26 protein-coding genes, 1 tRNA gene and 2 rRNA genes (1 of these 29 cut by a window edge) are annotated in these 24,072 nt (G+C 65.5%); 16 read left to right on the top strand and 13 right to left on the bottom strand.

The window, feature by feature from the left end; translation table 11 throughout:
* Positions 1–2: 2 nt before the first annotated feature.
* From ACK8CO_RS09935 to ACK8CO_RS09910, 6 genes are all read left to right on the top strand, one after another.
* Positions 3–1,184 (top strand): UxaA family hydrolase, encoded by a 1,182-nt coding sequence (locus tag ACK8CO_RS09935; RefSeq protein WP_080617818.1) that lies wholly within the window; start codon positions 3–5, stop codon positions 1,182–1,184.
* Complete coding sequence (locus ACK8CO_RS09930) at positions 1,184–2,116, top strand: hydroxyacid dehydrogenase (RefSeq protein ID WP_414896524.1); 933 nt, start codon at positions 1,184–1,186, stop codon at positions 2,114–2,116. Before ACK8CO_RS09935 ends, ACK8CO_RS09930 begins: the two co-directional genes overlap by 1 nt.
* Complete coding sequence (locus tag ACK8CO_RS09925) at positions 2,103–3,101, top strand: Ldh family oxidoreductase (protein ID WP_414896523.1); 999 nt, start codon at positions 2,103–2,105, stop codon at positions 3,099–3,101. Before ACK8CO_RS09930 ends, ACK8CO_RS09925 begins: the two co-directional genes overlap by 14 nt.
* A 116-nt stretch (positions 3,102–3,217) precedes the next feature.
* Complete coding sequence (locus ACK8CO_RS09920) at positions 3,218–4,177, top strand: tripartite tricarboxylate transporter substrate binding protein (RefSeq protein ID WP_414896522.1); 960 nt, start codon at positions 3,218–3,220, stop codon at positions 4,175–4,177.
* 110 nt (positions 4,178–4,287) lie between these two features.
* Entirely contained in the window at positions 4,288–6,270 is a 1,983-nt protein-coding gene (locus ACK8CO_RS09915) for a tripartite tricarboxylate transporter permease (RefSeq protein WP_414896521.1), read from the top strand.
* 32 nt (positions 6,271–6,302) lie between these two features.
* Complete coding sequence (locus tag ACK8CO_RS09910) at positions 6,303–7,337, top strand: YeiH family protein (RefSeq protein ID WP_414896520.1); 1,035 nt, start codon at positions 6,303–6,305, stop codon at positions 7,335–7,337.
* A gap of 292 nt (positions 7,338–7,629) precedes the next feature.
* Here the strand turns inward: ACK8CO_RS09910 and ACK8CO_RS09905 are convergent, their stop codons facing one another.
* The 4 genes from ACK8CO_RS09905 to ACK8CO_RS09890 form a co-directional block, all read right to left on the bottom strand.
* Entirely contained in the window at positions 7,630–8,910 is a 1,281-nt protein-coding gene (locus ACK8CO_RS09905) for a TRAP transporter large permease (RefSeq protein WP_414896519.1), read from the bottom strand.
* A 1-nt stretch (position 8,911) separates the two neighbouring features.
* Entirely contained in the window at positions 8,912–9,463 is a 552-nt protein-coding gene (locus ACK8CO_RS09900) for a TRAP transporter small permease subunit (RefSeq protein ID WP_414896518.1), read from the bottom strand.
* 4 nt (positions 9,464–9,467) lie between these two features.
* A complete protein-coding gene (locus tag ACK8CO_RS09895) occupies positions 9,468–10,550 on the bottom strand; it encodes a TRAP transporter substrate-binding protein (protein WP_414896517.1) in 1,083 nt (360 codons plus the stop codon).
* Between the two features lie 73 nt (positions 10,551–10,623).
* Positions 10,624–11,670, bottom strand: coding sequence for a glutamate cyclase domain-containing protein (locus ACK8CO_RS09890; RefSeq protein WP_414896516.1), 1,047 nt, complete (start codon positions 11,668–11,670; stop codon positions 10,624–10,626).
* 180 nt (positions 11,671–11,850) lie between these two features.
* Here ACK8CO_RS09890 and ACK8CO_RS09885 point away from each other — a divergent pair, with 180 nt between their 5' ends.
* Both ACK8CO_RS09885 and ACK8CO_RS09880 read left to right on the top strand, forming a co-directional pair.
* Positions 11,851–12,771, top strand: coding sequence for a LysR family transcriptional regulator (locus ACK8CO_RS09885; protein WP_414896515.1), 921 nt, complete (start codon positions 11,851–11,853; stop codon positions 12,769–12,771).
* A gap of 132 nt (positions 12,772–12,903) precedes the next feature.
* A complete protein-coding gene (locus tag ACK8CO_RS09880; RefSeq protein WP_414896514.1) occupies positions 12,904–13,902 on the top strand; it encodes an alpha/beta hydrolase family protein in 999 nt (332 codons plus the stop codon).
* On the opposite strand, the gene ACK8CO_RS09875 is transcribed toward ACK8CO_RS09880, so the two are convergent.
* From ACK8CO_RS09875 to ACK8CO_RS09865, 3 genes are all read right to left on the bottom strand, one after another.
* Positions 13,861–14,226 carry a hypothetical protein gene (locus ACK8CO_RS09875; protein WP_414896513.1) on the bottom strand — a complete coding sequence of 122 codons (366 nt, stop codon included), beginning with the start codon at positions 14,224–14,226 and terminating at the stop codon, positions 13,861–13,863. The genes ACK8CO_RS09880 and ACK8CO_RS09875 overlap by 42 nt on opposite strands.
* Before the next feature lie 135 nt (positions 14,227–14,361).
* On the bottom strand, positions 14,362–14,733 hold the full coding sequence (locus ACK8CO_RS09870; protein WP_414896512.1) for a hypothetical protein: 372 nt from the start codon (positions 14,731–14,733) through the stop codon (positions 14,362–14,364).
* 75 nt (positions 14,734–14,808) lie between these two features.
* Positions 14,809–15,120, bottom strand: coding sequence for a hypothetical protein (locus ACK8CO_RS09865; RefSeq protein WP_414896511.1), 312 nt, complete (start codon positions 15,118–15,120; stop codon positions 14,809–14,811).
* Between the two features lie 275 nt (positions 15,121–15,395).
* On the opposite strand from ACK8CO_RS09865, the gene ACK8CO_RS09860 reads away from it, so the two are divergent.
* The 8 genes from ACK8CO_RS09860 (at position 15,396) to ACK8CO_RS09825 (ending at position 19,807) form a co-directional block, all read left to right on the top strand.
* A complete protein-coding gene (locus tag ACK8CO_RS09860; protein WP_414896510.1) occupies positions 15,396–15,701 on the top strand; it encodes a hypothetical protein in 306 nt (101 codons plus the stop codon).
* A 55-nt stretch (positions 15,702–15,756) separates the two neighbouring features.
* Positions 15,757–15,891, top strand: coding sequence for a GNAT family N-acetyltransferase (locus ACK8CO_RS09855; protein ID WP_414896509.1), 135 nt, complete (start codon positions 15,757–15,759; stop codon positions 15,889–15,891).
* Positions 15,892–17,103: 1,212 nt separating this feature from the next.
* Positions 17,104–17,943: a fumarylacetoacetate hydrolase family protein gene (locus ACK8CO_RS09850; protein ID WP_080617829.1), complete on the top strand. Its 840-nt coding sequence runs from the start codon at positions 17,104–17,106 to the stop codon at positions 17,941–17,943.
* A 239-nt stretch (positions 17,944–18,182) separates the two neighbouring features.
* The gene (locus ACK8CO_RS09845) at positions 18,183–18,386 is read left to right on the top strand and encodes a hypothetical protein (protein WP_414896508.1); all 204 of its coding nucleotides are present in this window, start codon (positions 18,183–18,185) and stop codon (positions 18,384–18,386) included.
* A complete protein-coding gene (locus ACK8CO_RS09840; protein WP_414896507.1) occupies positions 18,386–18,934 on the top strand; it encodes a type IV secretory system conjugative DNA transfer family protein in 549 nt (182 codons plus the stop codon). The genes ACK8CO_RS09845 and ACK8CO_RS09840 overlap by 1 nt, the downstream gene beginning before the upstream one ends.
* Positions 18,892–19,173, top strand: coding sequence for a hypothetical protein (locus ACK8CO_RS09835; protein WP_414896506.1), 282 nt, complete (start codon positions 18,892–18,894; stop codon positions 19,171–19,173). The genes ACK8CO_RS09840 and ACK8CO_RS09835 overlap by 43 nt, the downstream gene beginning before the upstream one ends.
* 24 nt (positions 19,174–19,197) lie before the next feature.
* Positions 19,198–19,506 carry a hypothetical protein gene (locus ACK8CO_RS09830; RefSeq protein WP_414896505.1) on the top strand — a complete coding sequence of 103 codons (309 nt, stop codon included), beginning with the start codon at positions 19,198–19,200 and terminating at the stop codon, positions 19,504–19,506.
* The gene (locus ACK8CO_RS09825) at positions 19,490–19,807 is read left to right on the top strand and encodes a hypothetical protein (protein WP_414896504.1); all 318 of its coding nucleotides are present in this window, start codon (positions 19,490–19,492) and stop codon (positions 19,805–19,807) included. Before ACK8CO_RS09830 ends, ACK8CO_RS09825 begins: the two co-directional genes overlap by 17 nt.
* 122 nt (positions 19,808–19,929) lie before the next feature.
* Here the strand turns inward: ACK8CO_RS09825 and ACK8CO_RS09820 are convergent, their stop codons facing one another.
* From ACK8CO_RS09820 to ACK8CO_RS09795, 6 genes are all read right to left on the bottom strand, one after another.
* Entirely contained in the window at positions 19,930–20,214 is a 285-nt protein-coding gene (locus ACK8CO_RS09820; protein ID WP_414896503.1) for a hypothetical protein, read from the bottom strand.
* Positions 20,211–20,450, bottom strand: a complete 240-nt coding sequence (locus ACK8CO_RS09815) for a hypothetical protein (protein WP_414896502.1) — start codon at positions 20,448–20,450, stop codon at positions 20,211–20,213. The genes ACK8CO_RS09820 and ACK8CO_RS09815 overlap by 4 nt, the downstream gene beginning before the upstream one ends.
* 418 nt (positions 20,451–20,868) lie before the next feature.
* Positions 20,869–22,022 (bottom strand): IS3 family transposase gene (locus ACK8CO_RS09810; protein ID WP_414896501.1). Its coding sequence is split into 2 segments (ribosomal slippage): positions 20,869–21,770 and positions 21,770–22,022, totalling 1,155 coding nucleotides; the frame shifts between segments, so codons are not numbered across the junction.
* A 196-nt stretch (positions 22,023–22,218) separates the two neighbouring features.
* A tRNA-Met gene (locus tag ACK8CO_RS09805) sits at positions 22,219–22,295 on the bottom strand.
* A 96-nt stretch (positions 22,296–22,391) separates the two neighbouring features.
* Positions 22,392–22,506, bottom strand: a 5S ribosomal RNA gene (gene rrf, locus ACK8CO_RS09800).
* A gap of 79 nt (positions 22,507–22,585) precedes the next feature.
* Positions 22,586–24,072, bottom strand: a 23S ribosomal RNA gene (locus tag ACK8CO_RS09795); it runs 1,373 nt beyond the window's last position.

Below are 24,072 nucleotides of genomic sequence, written 5' to 3'. Positions count from 1 at the left end.
CCATGCCCTTTGATTTCAAGTCCATGACCGTCAACGCCTGGCGCCGCGAGAACGGCCGCGTCGGCGTGCGCAACCACGTCCTGATCCTGCCGGTGGACGACATCTCCAACGCGGCCTGCGAGGCCGTCGCCAATAACGTCAAGGGCACGCTGGCGATCCCGCATGCCTATGGCCGGCTGCAATTCGGCGAAGATCTCGAGCTGCATTTCCGCACCATCATCGGCACCGGCGCCAACCCGAACGTCGCCGCCGTGGTGGTGATCGGCATCGAGCCGGAATGGACCCAGGTCATCGTCGACGGCATCGCCAAAACCGGCAAACCGGTCGCGGGCTTCTCGATCGAGCAGAAGGGCGATTTCGAGACCATCCGTGCGGCCAGCTGGAAGGCCAAGGAATACGTGCAATGGGCGACCGAGCTGCAGAAGGAGGCCTGCCCGGTCTCGGATCTCTGGATCTCGACCAAATGCGGCGAAAGCGACACCACCACCGGCCTGTCTTCCTGTCCGACCGTCGGCAACATGTATGACAAGCTGCTGCCCGAAGGGATCTATGGCTGCTTCGGCGAGACCTCCGAGATCACCGGGGCCGAGCATATCTGCGAGAAACGCGCCGCGACCCCGGAGGCCGCTACCGCCTTCCGCAAGATCTTCGATGCCTATCAGGACGAGGTGATCGAGGCCCACAAGACCTCGGACCTGTCGGACAGCCAGCCGACCAAGGGCAACATCCTCGGCGGGCTGACCACGATCGAGGAAAAGGCGCTTGGCAATCTCGAGAAGATCGGCCGGAGCTCGACCTATATCGACGCCATGGGGCCTGCGGTCGCGCCCGAAAAGGGGCCGGGGCTCTACTTCATGGACACCTCATCGGCGGCGGCGGAATGTGTCACGCTGATGGCGGCGGCGGGCTATGTGATCCACACCTTCCCCACCGGCCAGGGCAATGTCATCGGCAACCCGATCGTGCCGGTGATCAAGATCTCGGGCAACCCGCGCACCCTGCGCACCATGTCCGAGCATATCGACGTCGACGTGACCGGCGTGCTGACCCGCGAGCAGACCATCGACCAGGCCGGCGACGCCCTGATCGAGATGATCATTCGCACCGCCAATGGCCGCAACACCGCGGCCGAGGCGCTCGGGCATCGCGAATTCTCGCTGACCAAGCTGTACCGGTCGGCCTGATGCGCGTTGTCGTCTCCGAGTTCATGGACACCGAGGCGCTCGCCGGGTTCGGCGAGGATGTCGAGGTGGTCTATGACCCGGGCCTTGTGGACGACCGGGGGGCGCTCATCGCGGCGCTCCCCGGCACCCATGGCCTGATCGTGCGCAACCGGACGCAGGTCGATGCCGCCCTGCTGGAAGCGGCGCCCGAGCTGCGCGTCGTCGGCCGGCTTGGCGTCGGGCTCGACAATATCGACCTCGCTTCCTGCAAGGCGCGCGGCGTCACCGTCTGCCCGGCGACCGGCGCCAATACCCTGTCGGTTGCCGAATATGTCATCTCGACCGCGCTGTCGCTCTTGCGCGGCGCCTATGCCTCGAATGCGGCGATGATCGCGGGCGAGTGGCCGCGCAATGCGCTGATCGGCGGCGAGGCCTCGGGCCGGGTGATGGGGCTTGTGGGCTATGGCGGCATCGCCCGCGCGGTGGCCGAACGCGCCCGCGCGCTGGGAATGCGGATCGCGGCCCATGACCCCTTCCTCGACGCAGGCGACCCGGCCTGGCTGGGGGTCGAGAACTGCACCCTGACCGAGCTTCTGGCCCGGGCCGACGTTCTGTCCCTGCATGTCCCGCTGACCGAGGGCACCCGCAACCTGATCGGCCCCGAGGCGATCTCGGCGATGAAACCCGGCGCGATTGTCATCAACACCGCCCGCGGCGGCGTGATCGACGAGGCGGCGCTGGCCCGGGCGCTGAGCGAAGGCCGACTTGGGGGCGCCGCGCTCGATGTCTTCGCGACAGAACCCTTGACGGCAGAGGCCGGACGGGTTTTCCAGGGAGTTCAGAACCTTATACTGACCCCGCATATCGCGGGCGTCACCGGTGAGGGCAATGTGCGGGTCAGCACCGTCACCGTCCGCAACGTGAAAGAGGCGCTTGCCCATGCCCCGGCCTGATGCAGAGATACCCCGCGCCGAGGCCGAGGCGCTGATCGCCCGCATCCTCGAGGCCAGCGGCACCTCGGCGCGCAATGCCCGCAGCGTGGCGCGCGCCCTTGTCGCTGCCGAGATCGACGGCCAGGCCGGGCACGGCTTTTCCCGTGTCGCCTCCTATGCGGCGCAGGCCGGGTCGGGCAAGGTCACCGGGGCGGCCTGCCCCGTGGCCGTGCGTGCCGGGGCCCGGGTCGATATCGACGCGCGGAACGGCTTTGCCTATCCGGCCATCGACCTCGCCATCGCCGAGCTGACCGAAATGGCGCCCGAATACGGCATCGCCATGGCCGCGATCAGCCGTTCGCATCATTGCGGGCAGCTCGGCGCCCATGTCGAACGGCTGGCCGAGGCCGGGGTCGCGGCGCTGATGGTCGCCAACACGCCGAAGGCGATGGCGCCCTGGGGCGGCCGCGCGGCGCTGTTCGGCACCAATCCCATCGCCTTCGCCGCCCCGCGCCCGGGCCACCCGCCGCTGGTGATCGACCTGTCGCTGTCGAAGGTGGCGCGTGGCAAGGTGATGGCGGCCTCGAAATCCGGCCAGCCGATCCCCGAGGGCTGGGCGCTCGATGCCGAAGGACGGCCGACGACCGATCCCGAGGCCGCGCTGGGCGGCACGATGGTGCCCGCGGGAGATACCAAGGGCGCCGCGCTGGCGCTGGTGGTCGAGATCCTGGCCGCGACCCTGACCGGGGCCAACCGCTCGGACGAGGCCAGCTCGTTCTTCGAGGCCGAGGGCGCGCCGCCCGGCGTCGGCCAGACCATCCTGGCCTTCGACGTCGCGCGGGTGCCGGGCTTCGGCGAGCGGCTCGAGGGGCTTCTGGGCGCGATGCTGGCGCAGGAGGGCACGCGGCTGCCGGGGCAAAAACGGCTGAGGGGCCGCGCCGACAGCGCCGGGCGCGTCCGTGTCCCGGGCCATATCATGGAGGAGCTTTCGGCCCTGCCGTCCTGACGGCGGGCCTTCCCCCGACACCCAAGACCAACAGAGCACGGGGGCCAGAACCCCGGCCGGCCATATCGACCGCGTCCCGCCTGCCGGGTGCGGAGTTTCTTTGGGAGGAGAACGACATGACCAAATTCACGCTTCACGCCGTCGCGACCGCCATCGCCGCCGCGCTGTTCGCCGCACCCGCCAGCGCCGGGGACTTCCCGCCGGGCCAGGTGGAATACATCATCCCCTTCGGGCCGGGCGGGGAATCCGACATCACCGCGCGGCTGCAGCAGCCCTATTTCGAGAAGCTCTACGGCGAACAGATGATCGTCTCCTACAAGCCCGGCGGCGGCGGCGCGGTGGGCTGGTCGCAGCTCAACGGCATGGCGGCGGACGGCTCGGTCATCATGGGGGTGAACCTGCCCCATACCATCGTCAAGCCGCTGCAGGGCAATGTCGGCTTCGAGACCGATGACATCGTCAATGCCTACATGTTCCACTACACGCCCGACGCCATCGTGGTGCGGGCCGACAGCCCTTATCAGAGCCTCGACGACCTGATCGCGGCAGCGAAGGAAAACCCCCGGAAGATCACCTTCTCGGGCTCGGGCAAGGGCACGGCGAACCATCTGGTCTCGGTCCGTTTCGACGAGCTGGCCGGGATCGAGACCACCTATGTCTCGTTCAAGGGCACCGGCGCGGCCGTCACCGCCATGCTGGGCGGGCAGGTCAGCGCCGAATGGGGCTATACCACCGTGGGCGGCGGTCAGGGCGACAAGGTGCGGATGCTGGCGGTCGCGATGGAGGAACGCCACCCCGCCTTCCCCGACGTGCCGACCTTCCGCGAGCTTGGCTATGACATCGTCTCGGGCGCCTATCGCGGCGTCGCCGTGCCGAAGGACACGCCCGAGGAAACCCGGCAGGCGGTCTCGGACGCCATCGCCGCGATCAATGCCGATCCCGAATTCCGGCAGAAGATGATCGATGGCGGGTTCGCCCTGATCGACGTGCCCTACGGCCCCGAGATGGATGCCTGGATGAAGGCGCGGGCCGAGGAATACATCCCCGCCGCCAGAGCCGCCGGCGTGATCGACTGATCGTCCGGCAGAGCGGGGCCGGCGCCCGTCGCGGGCATCCCGTCCCGCTCTGCCGCTGATTGCGCGGGCCCCGCTCCCGCGCTCCTCCCCTCCGCTCACGGACCCCGATCATGCTGGACTTCTTCCTTGCGGCCCTGACGCCGCTCAACCTTCTGCTGGCGCTTGCGGGCGTCGCGGCGGGCACCATCATCGGCTCGGTTCCGGGCCTGACCGCGACCATGGCCGTCGCCGTGCTGGTGCCGCTGACCTTCGGCATGCCGCCCGAAAGCGCGCTGATCCTGCTGGGCGCGATCTACACGGGCGCGATCTATGGCGGCGCCTATGCCGCCATCCTGCTGAACACCCCCGGCACGCCCTCGGCCATCGGCACCACCTTCGACGGCTACCCGATGGCCAAGCGCGGCGATGGCGATCTGGCGGTGACCATCGCCTGCCTGTCCTCGCTGGTGGGCGGCATCGTCGGGGCCGCCGCGCTCTTGCTGCTGGCCCCGCCGCTGGCCGAGGCCGCGCTGGCCTTCGGCCCGGTCGAGTATTTCTGGCTGGCGATCTTCGGCCTGTCGCTGATCGCGGCGCTCAGCACCCGCGACTTCCTGAAAGGGCTGATCGGCGCCGCCTTCGGCATCCTGATCGCCATGGTCGGCATTTCCGAAACCTCGGCCGAGGTCCGCTTCACCTTCGGCTCGAACACCCTTCTGGGCGGCATCGAGACGGTCTCGGCGCTGATCGGGCTTTACTGCGTGCCGGTGCTGATCGAGCTGGCCGCGACCTCGGGGCGCCATCTCAAGGAAGACAGCGGCGGCACCCGCGGCTTCCGCCTGCCCGAGGCGTTTTCGACCCTGATGCGGCACAAGGTAAATGTCATCCGCAGTTCTGTCATCGGCACCCTCGTCGGCGCGCTGCCCGGCGCGGGCGGCTCGATCGCCGGGCTCGTGGCCTATTCCGAGGCCCGCCGCACCGACCGCCGCGCGCCCGCCTATGGCGAGGGCAATCCCGGCGGCATCGTCGCCACCGAAAGCGCCAACAACGCCACAGTCGGCGGCGGCTTCATCCCGACCTTGGTGCTGGGCATTCCGGGCACGCCGCCCGATGCGGTGATCCTCGGGGCGCTGCTGGTGCAGGGCGTCCGGACCGGACCCACGCTGTTCTCGGACGGCTCGAGCATCGTCTACACCTTCATCTTCGGGCTGTTCCTCGCGACGCTGCTGATGCTGCCGGTCGGGCTGCTGATCGGCCGTTTCGCCTATCGCTCGATCGTGCGGGCGCCGAAGGCGGGGCTGGTGCCGGTCGTGGCGTTCATGACCATCATCGGCAGCTTCGCCATCCGCAACAGCCTGTCCGATGTCGGCATCATGCTGGCGCTTGGCGTGGTCGGCTGGATCGCCAACCGCCGCGGCTTCTCGGTCTCGCCCATCGTGCTGGGCCTGATCCTCGGACGCATCGCCGAAGAGGGCTTCGTGCAGAGCTGGACCATCGGCGATGCCATGGGCAATGTCTGGGGCCAGTTCTTCGGGCGGCCGCTTTCGCTGGTCATCATCGCGCTGACGCTGCTGAGCTTTGTCTACCCGTTCCTGCCGGCCCTGACCCGGCTGCTGCGCCGGCGCGGCACTGCCCTGCCCGGCCCTTCGGACAAGCGCGAACCGGCCGATCCGGCCGCGATCCTGCGCGATCTGGCGGGCATCGGCGTCATGGCCGCCGTCGCGGGCGTGGCGCTCTGGCAATGCGCGAGCCTGAACCCCGAGGCCGCCGTCTTCCCCCGCACCATCGCCACCGGGATGCTGGTGCTTTGCGGCCTCGCGGCGCTGGAAACGCTGCTGACCCGCCGCGTGGTCGAGGACCGCAGCTATGGCTCGACCGGGCGGCGCGCGGGCGTTGTGGCCTCGATGGCCGGGGGTATCGCGCTGGCGCCCGTTCTGGGCTTTGCCACGGCCGGGATCGCGATGGCGCTGGGGCTGATGCTGAGTTCGGAACACAACAACCGCAGCCTCAGGGGCTGGGGCCTTCTGGCGCTCAGCGTCGCCGCCGTGATCGTCGTCTTCACCATCGGCTTTCGCGAGGCGCTGTCGGTGCCGCTCCCCGGCGGCCTGATCTTCTGACCGCGACAGACCAGAAAGGATTGACCCGTCCCATGACCGATCACCCTGCCACGATGCCCCGTCTCCGTGGCATCCTCGGCCGCGCGGATGCGCTCTGGCCCGGCCTTCTGGTCTGCGGACTGGCCGCGTTGGCCGCGCAGTTCCTGTCCGACCATTACGGCGCCCCGGCCATGCTGATGGCGCTGCTGCTGGGGCTGTCGCTGCATTTCCTGGTCGAGGATGGCGACCGCTGCGCCGCCGGGATCGGGCTCGCGGCCCGGACCGTGCTGCGGATCGGCGTGGCGCTTCTGGGCGCGCGGATCAGCTTCGAGCTTTTCACCGAGCTCGGCCTGCCGGTGGTCGGCCTTGTCATCGGCGCGCTGGCCGCGACCATGGGCTTCGGCTGGCTTGCCGCCCGGATGCTGGGGCGAGGCTGGCGGCTGGCGATCCTGACGGCGGGCGCGGTCTCGATCTGCGGCGCCTCGGCCGCCATGGCCATCGCCGCCGTGCTGCCCAAGAACGAGCTGTCGGAACGCAATCTCAGCTTTACCGTCTTCGGGGTCACGCTTCTGTCAACCGTGGCGATGGTGCTTTACCCGGTGATCGCGACGCTTCTGGGGCTCAGCGACCTTCAATCGGGCGTCTTTCTCGGGGGGACCATCCATGACGTCGCGCAGGTGGTCGGCGCGGGCTTCTCGGTGTCCGACACGGTCGGCGAGACCGCGACCACGCTCAAGCTGATCCGGGTCTCGATGCTGGCACCCTTCGTACTGATCCTGACCCTGGCGCTGCGCGGTGCAGGGGCCCAGGACCGGTCGGGGGCGAAACGTCCGCCGGTCCTGCCGGGCTTCGTCATCGCCTTCCTGATCCTCGCCCTGATCAACTCGCTGGGCTGGATCCCGGCCGCGCTGCAGGCGCTGCTCTGGGCGTTGTCGAAATGGGCCATGCTGACCGCGATTGCAGCCGTCGGCATGAAGACCGACCTCAAGCGCATCCTCTCGGTCCCGCCGCAATCGGTGGTGCTGATCTTCCTCGAGACACTGTTCATCGCGGGGGTGGTGCTGGCCGGGGTGATGGTGCTGCTGTGACACATGGGCCCGAGGCCGGATCCGTCCGGTCTGCCCGGTTACGGAACGCTCAAAGGCATCGCCAAGCCTGTGCCCGAGGTGAGGCCCCGCGCGGGATCCGGTCGCGCACCCCTGGCGGAGCCAGGACCCGCCACAGGCCAAGGCAGCAAAGCCGCAAGAGCGGCGGCGGCGCAGGCCGGACCATCCCCGCCAGCCCCGAAACGGCCTTCCGGGTCTTCGCCCCCCCGCCTCGCGACAGCGGGGGCGCCCCGGGCCTCGCCCGGAACGCCCCCGCGGTGCGATCATGTCCCTGCTAGAACATCAACTCGGGCAGCCAGAGCGCAAGCTGAGGTGCCGCGAGCATCAGCGCGATCATCCCCATCAGCGCGAGGATGAACGGGGTCACGCCGATGAAGACATCGGTCAGCTCGCCCCGGCCCCGCACGCCATGCACGACATAGCAGAGCATGCCGATGGGGGGCGTCAGAACCGAGGTCTCGGCGATCAGGACCATCATCACCCCGAACCAGATCGGGTCATAGCCAAGGCCCACCACGATCGGCGTGACGATCGGGATCGTCAGCACGATCATCGCCAGCGTGTCCATGAACATGCCCAGCACCAGATAGACCCCGAGGATCGCCAGCATCGTGGCCAGCGGGCTCCAGTTCAGATTGCCGACAAGCTGGTTCACCGTGGCGGCCATGCCGGTCGCGCCGATGACGAAGTTCAGAAGGAAGGCCAGAAGCGTGATCAGGATCATCATCGACGAGGTGCGGACGGTGCCGATGAAGACCGCGACCAGCATCGGCCAGTTCAGCCGCCGGTACAGCGCGGTCAGCGCCAGCGAGGCAATGACGCCCACCGAGGCGGCCTCCGTGGGCGTCGCCCAGCCGGCATAGATCGACCCGATCACCAGCCCGAACAACCCGAGCGGCGGCGCGAGATCCGACAGGCTGCCGAGCAGGGCCCGGGCCGTGGGCGGCGTGCGGTCGCCATCGAGCGAGGGGCGGAGAATGCAGAGCACCAGGATCGTCAGCGAGAAGATCGCCGCCAGCACGATGCCCGGGACCAGACCGGCCATGAACAGCCGCGGCACCGAGGTATCGGTCAGGAAGCCGTAGATGATCATGTTGATCGAGGGCGGGATCAGGATGCCGAGCGTGCCGCCCGCGGCGAGGCTGCCCAGAAACAGCCGCTCGCTGTAGCCATGGCGGTCGACCTGCGGCATCGCGGTGGTGCCGATGGTCGCCGCCGTCGCGACGCTCGACCCCGAGGTCGCCGCAAACAGCGCGCTGGCGCCGATATTGGCATGCATCAAGCCGCCCGGCAGCCAGCCGAGCCAGGCCGATACGCCGCCATACATCCGGTCGGCCATGCCCGAGCGCAGCAGGATCTCGCCCATCATGATGAACATCGGGATCGCGATCAGGGTGAATTCGATGCTGTGCGACCAGGCGATCTCGCCGAAGGCACGTTGCAGCGGGAAGGGCGACAGCAGCCAGTCGAGCAGCACCGCAAGCCAGCCCAGCACCGCGGCAATCGGCAGGCCCAGCGCGATCAGAAGGAACAGAAGAAGAAGTGCGATACCCATGTCAGCGTCCCCGCGGGCCAGAGTCCGAGGCGCCGAGCTCGGCCGCCAGATCCCGGTCGCCGCGGGCAAGCGCCCGCACCAGGTCGAAGAGAAGCGCGATCAGGCAGATCAGGAAGAAGATCAGCCCCGCCAGCCAGGCCGACTGCGGCATCCATAGCGGCGTGGCAAGAGGCGTGCTGGCGCGTGCGCCCAGCCTGAGCGACTCGGCCAGCGTGCCCCAGGCATGGGACACGACAATGCCGATGATGCCCGCGAAAGCCCCCAGCGCCAGCACGTCCAGCCAGCGCTGCACCCGGGCGGGCAGGCGCAGATAGACCAGATCGACGCGGATATGGGCGCGCATGAACAGCGCATGGGCAAAGCCCCAGGCCATGGCGACGGCGAAGGCGTAACCGGCCAGTTCGTCGACACCGACGAGGCTGTGGTGAAACAGCCTCCGCATCAGGATCTCGGCGGTCATCAGCCCCGCCGATGCCAGCAGCAGCAGACCGCTGCCGATGGCCGCGAAACGGGCAAGCCGGGCCAGCTTGCGGGAGATCAGCGGGGCCTCCACCCGCTTACCTCGCCGGATCGAGCTGGATATCGACGACCTGGCCGACCGTGTCGTTCCAGCGCGCCACGCATTCCGCGCCGCAGGCCCGGGTGAATTCCGGCATCACCTTCTCGGCAACGATCCGGCGCAGGCGCGCATTGTCCTCATCGCTCAGCTCGACCAGGGTCAGATCGGCCTTTATCAGGTTGCGCGGCGCGGTCGCCTCGGGCTCGCAACGCTCGTCGCCGACCGAACACCAGATGCCCTGCTGCGTCGCGACACGGGCCATTTCCCAGCCCGCGGGCTCGAGCCGGTCGCGGATCTCATCGCGCAGGAAGCTCTGCACCGCCGGGTCGAGCCCGTCCCATTTCCGGGAATTGGCAACGATGAAATTGACGCCCCAGCCCACGGTCAGGTCGACGAGATGGGTCGTGACATCGGTCCATTTGGCATTGTTGCCGGAATTGGCGCCGGTGAAGGCACAGTCGATCACGCCGCGCTGCAGGGCGGGCACGACCTCGTTGAAGGCCATGGTCACGGGCGTCGCGCCCAGCGCGGCGGTCAACGACGAGGTCGTGGTCGAGAAGACGCGGACCTTCTTGCCGGCAAGATCGTCCAGCCCCTCGACCGGGGTCGCGCACCACAGAACCTGGGCGCCGGTCGGCCAGAAGCCCAGCGGCACCACGCCGAGCCGGTCGCGATAGCGCTCTTCCAGCACCGGGCGGTAGGCGCCGATCACCTGTTGCAGCGTGTCGATATCCTGCGCCAGCCCGGCCAGATCGATCGAGTCGTTTTCCGGCAGCTCGCCCGAGATCAGCGTGGTGCTGCCGGCGACGATGTCGGCGATGCCCGCACCTGCCAGCCGCATCAGCTCGGGGCCCTTCACGCCCAGATCGGTCATGCTCACGGCCTTGGCCCTCACCTGCCCCTCGCTGTCGGCCGGCACGGTCTCGGTCCAGAACGGCTTCAGCACATTGGTCCAGTTCGGCGAGTTGACGGGCGAGCCGATCACGGAAAGCTCGGTGGCGGGCAGATCGCCGGCCTGCACGGCCAGCGGCGCAAGCCCGGCTAGCGCCGCGGCGCCGAAGAGTCTGGAAAGCATGGTCATGTGTCTGATCTCTCTCTGTCGGAAAGGGAACGGCCTTGCCCCGGGGGAAAGGGCAAGGCCGACAGCGGGCGGCTTATCCTGCCGCTTCTTTCATCTTGCCGTGGGAGAGCCCACGGTCGGGGGGGGCAATGTTCAGCCGCACCATGTCGCGCAGCAACTGGACGATGGCCATCGAGCTTTCGCCCTCGGCGCCGTCGACGATGAAGCGCGAGGTGCAGTAGCGCATCTCCCAGCCGCCCGCGTCGAGGCAAGCGCGGATCATGCGCTTCTCGGTTTCGGGATCCTGCACCAGCTCCTTGTCCTTCAGCAGGAAGCCCAGCATCGCGGCGATGCCATAGGCGCCCCAGTTCGAGATCGAGGCGGGCAGGAAGATGTCGGTCGGCGTCACGGTGATGGCGCCGCCCGGCTTGTCGGTCTGGGTTTCGCGCCCATAGGGGTGGAAATCCTGCATGAAGGCATGGATCCGCCCGAAGCCGATCTCGTTGCCATTGTCGCCGACACCGATGCTCAGCACGCCCTTGTCGGCGGCCTGATCGAAGAGCGGCGCGACATTGATGCAGTTCTTGGGCGCGACGCCGGTCGAGTAATGCACGATGCCGGTCTCGTTCGGCCCCAGACGCTCGATCGCGATGATCGCCTTGGGCTGCATCCGCTCCAGCAGATCGCGCGCCCAGTCATCGACCGCCGCCTGATCCTCGGGCGCGGTGACCTGGGCTGCCCCCATGCGCCGGCCCTTGGCCAGATCGTAATCGCGCACCATCAGCCCGGCCGCCTCGGACGAGGCCTTGATCGGCGGCGCATGGCAGACTTCCGAAACATAGACCGGAACCGCCTTCAGACCCCAGTAAAGCGCCCGGGCCAGCGACACCGCGCCGGGCGGTCCGTCGCTTTCGCCATGGGGCACTTCGGGCAGGTAGCCCGCACCGGTCACGATCAGCACGACATCGCCTTCGCCGACATGTTCGACCAGCGCCTCGGCCGCACGCGCCGTGATCGGGCGTCCGCCGCCCTCGCGCCGCGCCTCGGCATAGATCGGGGCGATGATATTGTGGTTCATGCCGCGGTTGCGCATTTCGACAGTCACCAACCGGTCGACATATTCACCAATGATATCGGGCACGTAGCTATTCCTTCCTCGAACGCATGGTCTGGCGGCAATGGTAGTGAGACAGCGCGCGCTCTGGCGAATCGAATTTTGGAATATGCCATCAGGAAAAGTTATGCCCTTGCGGGAAATGCCCGGCCATGTTTGCCTGCCAAAGGGCCCCGCGCCTGCGGAAGACGCCGGAAGGAGACGCTGGTGCGATCGCTCAACCACCGACAGATGCTGGCTTTTCGTGCCGTGATGATCAGCGGCAGCATGACCGCGGCGGGCCGCATCCTGCATGTCAGCCAACCCGCAGTGACCCGGCTGATACGCGATCTCGAGGCCGATCTGGGGCTGGTGCTTTTCGTCCGGAAATGGTCGAGCGTCCGGCCGACCGCCGAGGCCATCGCGCTGTTCCGCGAGGTCGAGAAATATTTCGAATCGATGGAGCGTATCCGCGACAATGCCCGGCAGATGCGCGAGAAACAGGATGGCCGGTTGCGCATCGCTGCCATGTCGACACTGTCATCGGGCGCCCTGCCCGAGGCCATCCGCCGCTTTCGCATCAGCCAGCCCCAGACCGATTTCTTCATCCATTCCGACAATTCCGTCCATATTCTCGACGCCCTACAGCATGATGAATTCTCGGTCGGCCTCTGCCGCGTACCGCCCGAGCGCGCCGATATCGACCATGTCGAAATGCCGGTTTCCTCGGCGATCTGCCTGCTGCCGCGCGACCATCCGCTGGCCCGTCAGGACAGCGTCTCGGTCGAGGATCTGGCTGGGCAGCCCTTCATTTCGCTGGGCATCAGCAGCCTCTTGCGGATGCAGATCGAGGCCTCGATGGAGGCCGCGGGCGTTCAGCCCGGCCGTACCGTCCAGACCCTCTATTCGAACACCGTTCCAAGCTATGTCTCGGCCGGGCTGGGTATTTCCGTCGCCGACATCTTCTCGGTCATGGCGATGGATCCCGGGAAGATCGCCGTGAAACCCTTCCTTCCGGCCATCGAGTTCCGGTTCTCCGCGATCTTTCCCGCCCATGCCCGCAGCCCGGGTGCCGAGATCTTCTCGCGGGTGTTCTTCGACGTCGTCAGGGATCAGATCGCCGAGGTCGAGCAACTTTTCCGGCAATAGCCCGACCGCCATGCCGCGGGCAGCTCAGTGCCGCTGCCGTCATTGCCCGGCGGGCCCTGACGTCGAAATGTGCTGGCGCCACCGGGGGACGAATGGCATGTCATGCTGCCGACAGCTTGCAGGATTGACGCCATGTTCCGTGCCCTCCGCCTTGCCGCCCTCGCCATGCTGACGATCATGGGGATCTCGGTGGCCGCAATGGCTGGCCCCTATCACGCAGGCGTTGCGCGAAGCGCCTTCACGACGGCCGGCGGACAGGCCAGTGCCGTCATCTGGTATCCGACCGCGCTTCCCGAGATGTCCTGGCAGGCGGGCCCTTTCGAGATCGACGCGACGCGGGAGGCGCCCGTCGCAGAGGGGCGCTTTCCGGTGGTCTTGCTGTCTCATGGCCATAATGGCGGGCCTCTGAGCCATCGTGAGTTGGCGGCGCAGCTTGCCCGGGCGGGCTTCATCGTGATCGCCCCGACCCATATCGGGGACGCCGCAGGCCAGCCTCCCGCAACCGGCCAGACGGAGATCCTGACAAGTCGCCCCGCCCAGGCGATCGCGGCGCTCGACGCGGCCCTGAAGGATGAACGCCTGGCCGCTCATGCCGACCCCGCCCGCATCGGCATGATCGGCTATTCCGCGGGCGGGTATACCGGCCTCATCCTCGCCGGGGCCAAGCCCGACTTCGCCCATGCGGCGGCCTATTGCGCCGGAGAGGGGCGCGACGATACCGGATCCTGCGGCCCCGCCAACGATGCCTTTATCGGCCCCTCGGAGAAACTTGCCGCCTGGTCGGCCCCCTCCGAGCCTCGTCTCAAGGCGCTGGTGCTTCTCGATCCGCTCGCGGTCATGTTCGATGCCAGCGGCCTTGCCGCGGTGAAGATCCCGGTGCTTCTGTTTCGGCCGCAGGAGGATATCTACATGCGATCAGCGGCCAATGCGATTGCGCTCGCCAGCGATCTGCCGCGTGCCCCGCAACAGATCCTTCTGCCCGGAACCCATTTCACCTTCGTCGATCCCTGCCCGGAAGGCATCGTCGGGGAGGCTGCGCTGATCTGCAAGGATCGGCCCGGCATCGACAGGCCGGCAATCCACCGCACCCTAGAGCGCGACGTGATCGCCTTCCTGAATGCGACGCTCTGAGACGGCATCCCCGAGTGCCCGCATCCCCGGAAACGCCTGAATGCCGGCGGGAATCGATGCGGGATCTGGCACATGGGCTGCGTCGAACGGCCCGACAAGACGGATGGCGCACAGCTGCGGGAAGCCCACCATCGGGACAGGATTGATGGGAGGCCAGCGCCTTAACGGGTTGCAGAAAAAGTCCCGGCTCGACTGGCGCGGTGGATATATGCCCCATTCCGGCGCAATCTCGTTGATCTGAGAGTTATCGCCTGAGCCAAAGGTCGATGAGATCGACCAGATCTGGCGCTTGATGGCGTTTGTCAGCAGGCTGCTAAGATCCACGCTTGCCCGGCGCGCCCAAGACCGGGATCGGCAAGAGCGCCGAGGTTCTGCTCGGTCTGCCGGTCATGCGGATTTGGCGGCCAAAGCGGGCCCCGAGCCCGGAGGCCCCGGGCGCGCAAGCTGGCAGACCCGCCGCTATGACGCTTTGCCGTCCCGGCTCCGGTCCTCTATCCAGCCCATTATCGTATCCAGAATGCCCGGGGCGTAGGCATGGCGCCCCTCCAGGACGAAACGCAGCTTCGCAAACAGCGACCAGTCTTGCGTCAGTTGCCAGTTATAGGCAGCGGACTTCAACAAGCCATGCGTTGCCTTTGGCCATAGGACGATCCGGGTCCCGTCTTCCCGCCCGGCCAGGATCTCTCTGTAGATAGCAGCATTGCGGCTGGCATCCACATTCAGGTCGTCCTGTCCCCAGATTGCCAGCAACGGCAGATCGAGCCGGCCAAGCCCCCCGCGCGCATCGGCAGAGTGATTTCGCCGGAGGAACTGCCAGCGGTCGGTCGTCATGCCCTCGGGGGCATCGCTGGCCTTGGCCTCGGGCCCGAAGGTACGGTCCTCGGCCCGGTGCTGGTCCTCGATGACCTACGCGATGGCCTCCCGGTCCATGCCCTCCCTGCCCAGCCGGACACGGGTGTAGTAGTCTCCCTGGTCATGCCAGGACACAGCCGCCCCGACGGCGATCACGTCGAAACGCATGCGCAACTTCCCGAATGCTGCGCGGGTTTCATCGGTGCGGTCGGCCATGGACTGATCCAGCCAGTTCGCCCCGGACGTCCCGACGCCGGGCTTGTCCCACGCGGCCACGGCGATGTCATGATCGAGAAACGCGTTGATAAGGGGCGCATATCCCCCGGCAGAGCTTCGATCCTGTGTCCCGTCGCCATGGACAAGCACGATCGCCGCCTGGGGCGCGTCATCCGGCAGCCACAGGGTGCCCGTGATGGCGGTCCCGCCAGAGACGAAATCGAAGGGCTCGCTGCCGCGCCACCCGAGATCCTGATCGGCCAGACGCCAGACGCCAGACGCCAGACGCCAGACGCCAGACGCCAGACCACGAGGCCCAGCGCGACCACGATGGCAACCACCGCAGCGACAATGACCCGAAAACGAACCCTCACTGAAATCCCCTGAAAGATGTCCATTTCCGCTCCGGACAGGGAAACGTCGCCTTGAGCGCAGACCGGCCGTTTCGATCTTTTCGCATCCAACACGGCCTGAGGCCAGAACATCGGGACTGCGCCGCGCAGGGATATTGGCATGCCGTCTCGCGAAAGCTTCGCTACCCGCTCGGCCCGAAGACCAGGTTGGTCGCGTTCATCGAACCTGTTCCCGACCCGCCCCATGCCATCAGTGCGGTGTCGGCAGAGGGCGGTTTTCCCGGCGTGGCCGGCCACAGCTCCCCCGAAGGGGCCTTCGTCAGCGGTGGGTTTCAGGACCTTGCCGCCGTTTACGGGCGGGCGACCGCGGTCTTTTGATCGGATTTCCGGAGCGGACTGTGTCGAGGATACCTTGCTCACGGACGGGATCTTCATGGAGCCCGGCGCCCGCGGGCACGGCATCGGAAAGGCGCTGCTGATCGCCATCGAGGACCTTGCCGTACGTTCGGATCTCCGGCGCGTAGGGCTGGATGTCATCGACACCACCCTCCGAGCGCGCGCGCTATGAAAGAGGGAGGTTACCGAGACATCGGCCATGTCGCTCGGTCCGCTGAGTATCGTCTTCGGCTTTTCTCATGCGACGGAAATGACAAAACCTGTCCCTGGCCGAGAATAGATCCCGACCGGAAGGACCAGCGGCGGCCGCAGGCGCATGCGCCGTGACGGTCCGCATGGCGAAGCGCGACGGGTCGGCCGAGGAATGCGGGCCCTGATCCGGCCTGCCGGTCTTCGAGGCCCGGGCATGATCGAAGCCGATGGTCGGTTGACGACGATCATGGTGCCGGGCGCATCCGGTGGCATGACTTCGTTCCGGGCCTTCTCGCGACCGACATGCCGAAGGGAGCGGAGCAAGAATTCGACAATACCATCACCCGCAATGGCGATGACGGCAAGATCGGCTCCGCTCCGCCCGCGCACTCTGTGGGCCGGCTGATCGATCATGGCCGGGACAGCGGCGAAGCTGCGTTGAAATCGATCCGAGCAGCCGGGCCGAGGACGTCCGTGGGCCTGCCGGACCGCAGGATGATAAGCGGCCCGACCGGTCCCGAAAAGCCGGGCCCGGCCGGTCACCCGGGACCGAACGGCCCGATCCGGCCGATTTCGCGGCCAGCCAGGCACTGGTCGCGGCGCCGGATGCCGATGCCCCGCTTCACGGGCCTGCTCAATTGCGCGGGCCTGCCGAAGCACCGCCCGCCCGACAGGGTGATCGCAAGCAAGATCGAACTGAGAGCCTCGGCCAACCAGATCGGGCCCGGGCCGCGCCGGCGCCGGGGCAGGCCTGTGGCGCAGGCCGGATCTCGCCTTGCACCAGCCATGGCGCCTTCAGCGGCAGGCTGCACGCCCCGACCGCCCCTGCGATGGACATGGCCGCGCCGATGAAATCTCTGGCCGGAATCGGGGCGCGGCCCCTGGCGTGATCCTCGACGCGGTGGCGCCCGGTGCGGGCGATCCGGCGCAGCGGCATCACCGAAAAGCAGCTTCCAGACGTCCGCCGGACGATCCAGACCGGACGCTATGCCGCCTTCGGCGAACTGGCCGGGCGGACCGCGCTTTTGCTTTGCCGCCGGGCCGGGGACATCACGGGTCCCCCTTGTATGTGAATGATGGCCGGTTGATGGTCTGACCGGGACGTCGGCCCGGAAGGGCTCTGCGCCGGAAAGCGGCGCGCATTATCCGCAAACGGCCCCGGCCGATCCGGAAGACGAGGAGAGAGAGAGACATGAAATTCCTGCGCTATGGCCCGCGTGGCAATGAACGCCCCGGCCTTCTCGATGCCGATGGCAAGATCCGCGATCTGTCCGGGCTGATCGGCGATCTTGGCGGCGAGGTGCTGGGCAATCTCGGACGGTTCGCCGATATCGACATCTCGACCCTGCCGGTCGTCGAGGGCTCTCCCCGGATCGGCGCCTGCGTCGCGGGCACGCGCAAGTTCATGGGCATCGGTCTGAACTATGCCGATCACGCCGCCGAAAGCGGCATGGCCGTGCCCGAGGAGCCGGTGCTTTTCATGAAGGCCACCAGCGCGATCTGCGGTCCCGACGACCCGATCATCATTCCGCGCGGCTCGGAAAAGACCGACTGGGAAGTGGAGCTGGGCGTCGTGATCGGCAAGCACGCGAAATACGTCTCCGAGGAGGCGGCGCTGGACCATGTCGCGGGCTATTGCGTCGTCAACGACGTATCCGAGCGGGCGTTCCAGACCGAGCGCGGCGGGCAATGGGTCAAGGGCAAGTCCTGTGACAATTTCGGGCAGATCGGACCCTGGCTTGTCACTCCGGACGAGGCGGGCGACCCGCAGGAGCTGGGGCTCTGGCTCTGCGTGAACGGCGAGAAGGTGCAGAACGGTTCGACCCGGACCATGGTCTTCGGCGTTGCCCACCTGATCAGCTATCTGAGCCGGTTCATGACGCTCGAGCCGGGCGACATCATCTCGACCGGCACGCCTCCGGGCGTCGGTCTCGGCATGACCCCGCCGCGTTATCTGAAGCCCGGCGACCGGGTCGAGTTGGGCGTCGACGGGCTTGGCATCCAGCGACAGGTCTGTATCGCCGATGTCTGAGACCATCCGGGTCACGGCAGCCAAGACGGTCCCGGTCGCCTGTCCCGAGCCGAGAGATCGTCGGCATCGCCCGAGGCTGGTTCGGCCTCGGGCGGATCACCGGCCAGGCCGGTCCCGTCCGTCGGCCGGAGCGAATGCTGCATCTCCAGCCCCGAGGCCTTCCTGCTCGAAGGGCTCTGGTCCAGGACTTCCCGACAATCTGCCGGAGCGCGCGTCTGACCGATGCGCACCGACCGAGGGTGCGCAGGCAGGACTGGCGGTACGCCACCGTCGCGGGCAGCATCATCGCGCCGTGTGATCCCGAGGGCAGGCTGCCCAGGGCAAGCCCGCCCGAGCTGCCGGGCGGACCGGTCCATGACCGGAGGCCCGGCATCGCCAGCCTGCACGGCAACAGGGCCGGTATCGCGGCGATGGCCGAAGAGATCGCGGCCCATATGGGCTGATGGCAGGCTTTGGCATGCAGCTCTGGGGCATCGTGCAAGACCTCAGCCAGCTCAAGCGCGTCTATGGCGATGGCTGGGAAACCTTCATCGGTAATTCGGGGGTGGTGCAGTATTTCGGGAGCACGGATCGCACGACGGCGGAGTATTTCTCGGCGCTCTGCGGCGAGACCACCGTGTGGAATTTCAGCTCGGCGATTGCGCGGACGGTCGGCACAAGCTCGGGCGGCAGCGGTCTGAGCAGTTCGGATTCGACCACCGAGACCGACACGCGGGCAGCGGCCAAGCGCAAGCTGGCCTATCCCGACGAGCTGATGCGGCTGCATGAACGCAAACAACTGCTCTTCATTGAAAACGCCAACCCGATCATCGCGCGCCGCGAGCCGTGGTTCGAAGACCCGGCGCTCAAGGCCAAGGGCGTCGATCTCCGCGCCAAGGCTGCAACGACATCGCTCAGCACGCCCTGGAAACCCACCGTTATGCCGCAATTCGAAACGGAGGATTTGCCGTGGAACACCACGTTTGCAACCGGCTTCTCGGCGCGGAAGTGACCCTGTTGCTCTCGCCCGAGGATTTCATGAAGGCGGCGAAGCTGGCGGGCATGCCGCTGACGGACGCCAATGTCGAGTCGATCTGGTACGGGATCACCGAAAGCCGCGACCTCTATGCCCACTATGCCGTGGCGGTCGCGGGCATCCTCCAGACTTTGCTCGACGAGTTCGCCTATGAGGCGCTCTTCATGAATCCGCCGCCGGATTTCGACAACCCCGACGGGGAAATCCCGTTCTAGGCCATCAGAGGAGGGGATTTCCCCATGCCCGAGAAGACCCCGAAGAACCCGTTCAACCTGGAGGCAGGGTCATCCCTGCCTCCCCAAAAGAACACAACGCTCAGGGACAAGGACAATGGCTCGCACGACATGCCGCCGCCGTCCTGGGTACGAAAACCGGCGCCAAACCTTGCCCCGCCCGGCATGGCCGGTATCAGGCGCAATCTGCCGTCGAAAAGCCAGACCACCAGTGAGAAGCCCCGTTTCACGCTCGGCGAAGGCGGCAAGCTCAAGGGGCTGTTCAAGCCGATAGCCGCAAGGAAACCCGACAAGGGGCATGGTCACGATATCTAGGATTATCTTCCTGAAGCGCCGCAAGGCGCTTCTTTGTTATCCTGTGGGCATGGATCACAAAGATTACATGCACGCGCTGCGCCACAAGACCCCAAACCACCCTTACTATGAGCCCGAAGGGCGCTCTTATCCGAACGCCTCTGGCGCCGAAGAACTGATATTCCTGCCTGCATCGACCTGGGCTTACGCCGATTTCCTTGAAGCCAACACGGATATCCGTATTGCCGATTGGGTCATTGACGCCGACGAGTTGAACCACGACGACTACACCATTGCCCATATCCTCTGGTTCCGGCTCTGAGAGAACGAGTGTGCCCGCTTTCGCAACGGGCTATCCACGCCCAGCGACATGCCGCCGATGGGCTATGAAGGCTGGGCGGATGAATTTCATGAGAAGAATGGATAGGGGGCAATGATGACGCTCTAGAAGAGCGTCATCTGGCGCGAGGCCTCTTGGTAGTGCTGCCATTCCGGTTTAGCGGCTTCTTCGTCCAGCCATGCTGTGACTTGTGCTTCGAGCGTGTCGGGCGTCACGACCCCGGCAGGCAGAAAGTGCGAGCGATAGCCGGTTTCGGTGACGGGCAGCGGCACGCGGTTGTCGGATGTGATTTCGACATGGTCACACGGGCCGTTCCAGCGGCGGGCATGATAATCCACCCGGATGGCGATGCCGCGCCACACGATCTGGATGGTGAAGGGGGCGTTCATGCCCCCTCCTGTTCGGTTGCGGGCTCTCTCGGGTCTTCGATGGGCTGGCGAAGAACGATGCGGCCATTGATGGGCACCACTTCGAGCTGGATGGTGTAGCCCGCGCTGTCCTTGTGCGCCCAAGCCGCACCGACCTTGTTCCAGTAGGACTTGTCGCCCTTTTGCGTGACGTACCAAGCGAGGAAGTCGGGTGCGCGGGGCGAGGTTTTCTGTTGTTTGTTAAGGGTATCAGCCATTTTGCTTCTCCTTTGGTTTGGGGTTGGCTCGTTCATGCCATTCCGCAAGGCCGAACGGAGAAGGGCGGCTGTCATGTCCAACACGGCGCGTCGTAGCGCAGCGAAGACGGGGTGGTGCGGGCAGGATATTGACGGGCGACCGCGTTCGGTCAGGAATTCAGGCGATGTACGGGCAAAGCCCATCCAAGGGCGATGGCAAGCTCTGGCTCCCGCAACGCATGGCGGAAACCGCTGACCCTGCGCTCACTGTCCTGTCCTCGGCGGTATTGCCGATCACGCATTCATGGAGCTTCTGAGACATTCAGGTCTGGCACATGCGGCCTGAGGGGCGGGACAAGGGCAGGCCTGCTCCACATACGTTGCGCCCGAAGGTGTCCCCTGAGCTACTCCCCATCGGTTGGACAGTATCTGGCGTAATTTAAGCTACTCTTTGCACCTGCTGATCGGGTTTGTTGATATCATTTCTCTGCCAATAAACCAGCGCCGGTGGCTTGCCGCCGAGGGCTGAGTGAGGACGCTGGTGGTTGTAGAAGGTCATCCATTTCCGGATAGCCCCTTTCGTCTCTGATCCGGTCTCCCAGGCATGCAGGTAGACGCATTCGTATTTCAGGGTTCGCCACAGCCGCTCGATGAAGATGTTGTCGAGGAATCGGCCTTTCCCATCCATCGAGATGCGCACACCGGATCGGCGGAGCCGGTCGGTCCAGGCGAAGGACGTGAACTGGCTGCCCTGATCCGTGTTCATGATCTCGGGCGGGCCGAACTTGTGGATGGCCTCGCTCAGTGCTTCGACGCAGAAGTCGGCCTCCAGGGTGTTCGAGATCCGCCAGGATAGAACCTTGCGCGTGTGCCAGTCCATGATCGCTATGAGGTATAGGAACCCGCGGCGCATGGGCAGGTAGGTGATGTCCGAGCACCAGACCTGGTTCGGACGATCCACGTGCAGCCCTTTCAGAAGGTAAGGATAGGTCTTGTGTCCTTTCGCCGGCCTGCTCGTGTTGGGCTTCTGGTAAATCGGCATCAGCCCCATGAGGCGCATTAGCCGGCGTATTCGCTTCTCGTTCACGAGATGCCCGTCATTGCGCAGGTGCCAGGTCATCTGGCGGACACCGAAGAACGGCGTCTCCAGGAACTGCTCGTCGATCTGCCGCATCAGGCCGAGGTTCTGTGCGGTCTCTCCCTTCGGCTCGTAGTAATAGGACGAGCGCGCAATCGACAGCAGCCTGCACTGCTGACCGATGGACAGCTGAGGATGGTCAGGCTCGATCATACCGCGCCTCACTTCCCGCCCCAGGGCTTCAGCTTTCGTTCCAAAAAAGAGTTGGCCACCGCCAGCTCCCCGATCTTGGCGTGGAGCTCCTTCACCTGCTCCTCGTCGATCTCGGGTCTCTTGCGGCCGCCGCGCTCGAACACGCCGGACGCGCCTTCGAGCAGGGCGCGCTTCCATTGATGGATCATCGTCGGATGCACTCCGAACCGGCTCGCCAGCTCGGCCGCCGTCTCTTCACCCTTCAGGGCTTCCAGCGCGACCTTCGCCTTGAACTCAGGCGCGTGCTGCTTGCGTTTCGACATCTCTGATCTCCTTCTCGTCGAAGATCAGCAGACTGCAAATCGTAGCTTACGTCACTGTCCGAATTTCGGGGGGTAGCTCACGGGCATGTGATTGAGCTGTATGGGGAGCTTGGGTCGATTTTGTCGTTGTGCGGCAATGGGATGTTTCAAAATGCCAACGCCCGCGGTGTTAGCGCGGGCGTGAGGCAAGTGACTATGGTTGCGGGGGTAGGATTTGAACCTACGACCTTCAGGTTATGAGCCTGACGAGCTACCGGGCTGCTCCACCCCGCGCCAATACTGTGCTTTTGAGTGCACAGGGGTTTCGTCCCATTGGTTTACTGGTATTGGGACGAGATATCGTATTGAGAGTTATATGGCTCTTTCTAGGTTTGGCGGCGACCTACTCTCCCACGTCTTGAGACGCAGTACCATCGGCGCGACGGCACTTAACGGCCGGGTTCGGAATGGAGCCGGGTGTTTTGCTCGTGCTATGACCACCAAACTGAGGAAGAGCCATATTCCAAGTCGCGTACACTGGGGATGTGTTGCTTTTGAGCAGTATAGCTTGGCTATTACTGGATCAAATCAAGCCTATCGGACAATTAGTACCGGTCAACTGAACGCATTGCTGCGCTTACATCTCCGGCCTATCGACGTGGTGGTCTACCACGGTCCTCAAGGGATACCTTGTTTTGAGGGGGGCTTCCCGCTTAGATGCCTTCAGCGGTTATCCTGTCCGATCATAGCTACCCTGCACTGCCGTTGGCACGACAACAGGTCCACCAGTGGATCGTTCACCCCGGTCCTCTCGTACTAGGGGCAACTCCTCTCAAGTATCCTACACCCACGGAAGATAGGGACCGAACTGTCTCACGACGTTCTAAACCCAGCTCACGTACCTCTTTAAACGGCGAACAGCCGTACCCTTGGGACCTGCTCCAGCCCCAGGATGAGATGAGCCGACATCGAGGTGCCAAACACTGCCGTCGATATGGACTCTTGGGCAGTATCAGCCTGTTATCCCCGGCGTACCTTTTATCCGTTGAGCGATGGCCCTTCCACTCGGGACCACCGGATCACTATGGCCGACTTTCGTCTCTGCTCGACTTGTCAGTCTTGCAGTCAGGCTGGCTTCTGCCATTGCACTCAACGAGCGATTTCCGACCGCTCTGAGCCAACCTTCGCGCGCCTCCGTTACTATTTGGGAGGCGACCGCCCCAGTCAAACTACCCGCCACACAGGGTCCCGGATCCGGATAACGGACCGCGGTTAGACATCAAGCAGGAGAAGGGTGGTATCTCAAGGGAGGCTCCACCAGAACTGGCGTCCTGGTTTCAAAGCCTACCACCTATCCTGCACATCGCATGCCTGATGCCAGTGTGAAGCTGTAGTGAAGGTGCACGGGGTCTTTCCGTCTAACCGCGGGAAGCCTGCATCTTGACAGGCAATTCAATTTCGCTGAGTCGATGTTGGAGACAGCGGGGAAGTCGTTACGCCATTCGTGCAGGTCGGAACTTACCCGACAAGGAATTTCGCTACCTTAGGACCGTTATAGTTACGGCCGCCGTTTACCGGGGCTTCAATTCGGAGCTTGCACCCCTCCTTTTAACCTTCCGGCACCGGGCAGGCGTCAGACCCTATACGTCGTCTTGCGACTTCGCAGAGCCCTGTGTTTTTAGTAAACAGTCGCCACCCCCTAGTTTGTGCCCCCGGCCCATGGTTGCCCACGAACCGGGCCTCCTTCTCGCGAACTTACGGAGGCATTTTGCCGAGTTCCTTCAACATCGTTCTCTCAAGCGCCTTGGTATTCTCTACCAGTCCACCTGTGTCGGTTTAGGGTACGGTCTGATGGAGGGCTATTTCCAGGAACCGCTCAGCGGCAAGACCAATCCGATAAGGTCTCACCACACCTGCGATCCGTCACATCCTCCTGGCCCACGAATATTAACGTGGTTCCCATCGGCTACGCTTTTCAGCCTCGCCTTAGGGGCCGGCTTACCCTGCTCAGATTAGCTTTAAGCAGGAACCCTTGGACTTTCGGCGGGAGGGTCTCTCACCCTCCTTGTCG

The organism is Rhodovulum sp. HP10 (assembly GCF_047553435.1).
Classification (GTDB): domain Bacteria; phylum Pseudomonadota; class Alphaproteobacteria; order Rhodobacterales; family Rhodobacteraceae; genus Rhodovulum.
The sequence above is the reverse complement of the archived record's forward strand: the minus strand, read 5'-3'. Positions and strand labels throughout refer to the sequence as shown.

Excerpts from the sequence above, each read along its gene's own strand:
- ACK8CO_RS09935 (WP_080617818.1), top strand. The coding sequence starts at position 3 with ATGCCCTTTGATTTCAAGTCCATGACCGTCAACGCCTGGCGCCGCGAG.
- ACK8CO_RS09930 (WP_414896524.1), top strand. The coding sequence starts at position 1,184 with ATGCGCGTTGTCGTCTCCGAGTTCATGGACACCGAGGCGCTCGCCGGG.
- ACK8CO_RS09925 (WP_414896523.1), top strand. The coding sequence starts at position 2,103 with ATGCCCCGGCCTGATGCAGAGATACCCCGCGCCGAGGCCGAGGCGCTG.
- ACK8CO_RS09920 (WP_414896522.1), top strand. The coding sequence starts at position 3,218 with ATGACCAAATTCACGCTTCACGCCGTCGCGACCGCCATCGCCGCCGCG.
- ACK8CO_RS09915 (WP_414896521.1), top strand. The coding sequence starts at position 4,288 with ATGCTGGACTTCTTCCTTGCGGCCCTGACGCCGCTCAACCTTCTGCTG.
- ACK8CO_RS09910 (WP_414896520.1), top strand. The coding sequence starts at position 6,303 with ATGACCGATCACCCTGCCACGATGCCCCGTCTCCGTGGCATCCTCGGC.
- ACK8CO_RS09905 (WP_414896519.1), bottom strand. The coding sequence starts at position 8,910 with ATGGGTATCGCACTTCTTCTTCTGTTCCTTCTGATCGCGCTGGGCCTG.
- ACK8CO_RS09895 (WP_414896517.1), bottom strand. The coding sequence starts at position 10,550 with ATGACCATGCTTTCCAGACTCTTCGGCGCCGCGGCGCTAGCCGGGCTT.
- ACK8CO_RS09880 (WP_414896514.1), top strand. The coding sequence starts at position 12,904 with ATGTTCCGTGCCCTCCGCCTTGCCGCCCTCGCCATGCTGACGATCATG.
- ACK8CO_RS09870 (WP_414896512.1), bottom strand. The coding sequence starts at position 14,733 with ATGACGACCGACCGCTGGCAGTTCCTCCGGCGAAATCACTCTGCCGAT.
- ACK8CO_RS09855 (WP_414896509.1), top strand. The coding sequence starts at position 15,757 with ATGGAGCCCGGCGCCCGCGGGCACGGCATCGGAAAGGCGCTGCTGATC.
- ACK8CO_RS09850 (WP_080617829.1), top strand. The coding sequence starts at position 17,104 with ATGAAATTCCTGCGCTATGGCCCGCGTGGCAATGAACGCCCCGGCCTT.
- ACK8CO_RS09840 (WP_414896507.1), top strand. The coding sequence starts at position 18,386 with ATGGCAGGCTTTGGCATGCAGCTCTGGGGCATCGTGCAAGACCTCAGC.
- ACK8CO_RS09830 (WP_414896505.1), top strand. The coding sequence starts at position 19,198 with ATGCCCGAGAAGACCCCGAAGAACCCGTTCAACCTGGAGGCAGGGTCA.
- ACK8CO_RS09825 (WP_414896504.1), top strand. The coding sequence starts at position 19,490 with ATGGTCACGATATCTAGGATTATCTTCCTGAAGCGCCGCAAGGCGCTT.
- ACK8CO_RS09820 (WP_414896503.1), bottom strand. The coding sequence starts at position 20,214 with ATGAACGCCCCCTTCACCATCCAGATCGTGTGGCGCGGCATCGCCATC.
- ACK8CO_RS09815 (WP_414896502.1), bottom strand. The coding sequence starts at position 20,450 with ATGGCTGATACCCTTAACAAACAACAGAAAACCTCGCCCCGCGCACCC.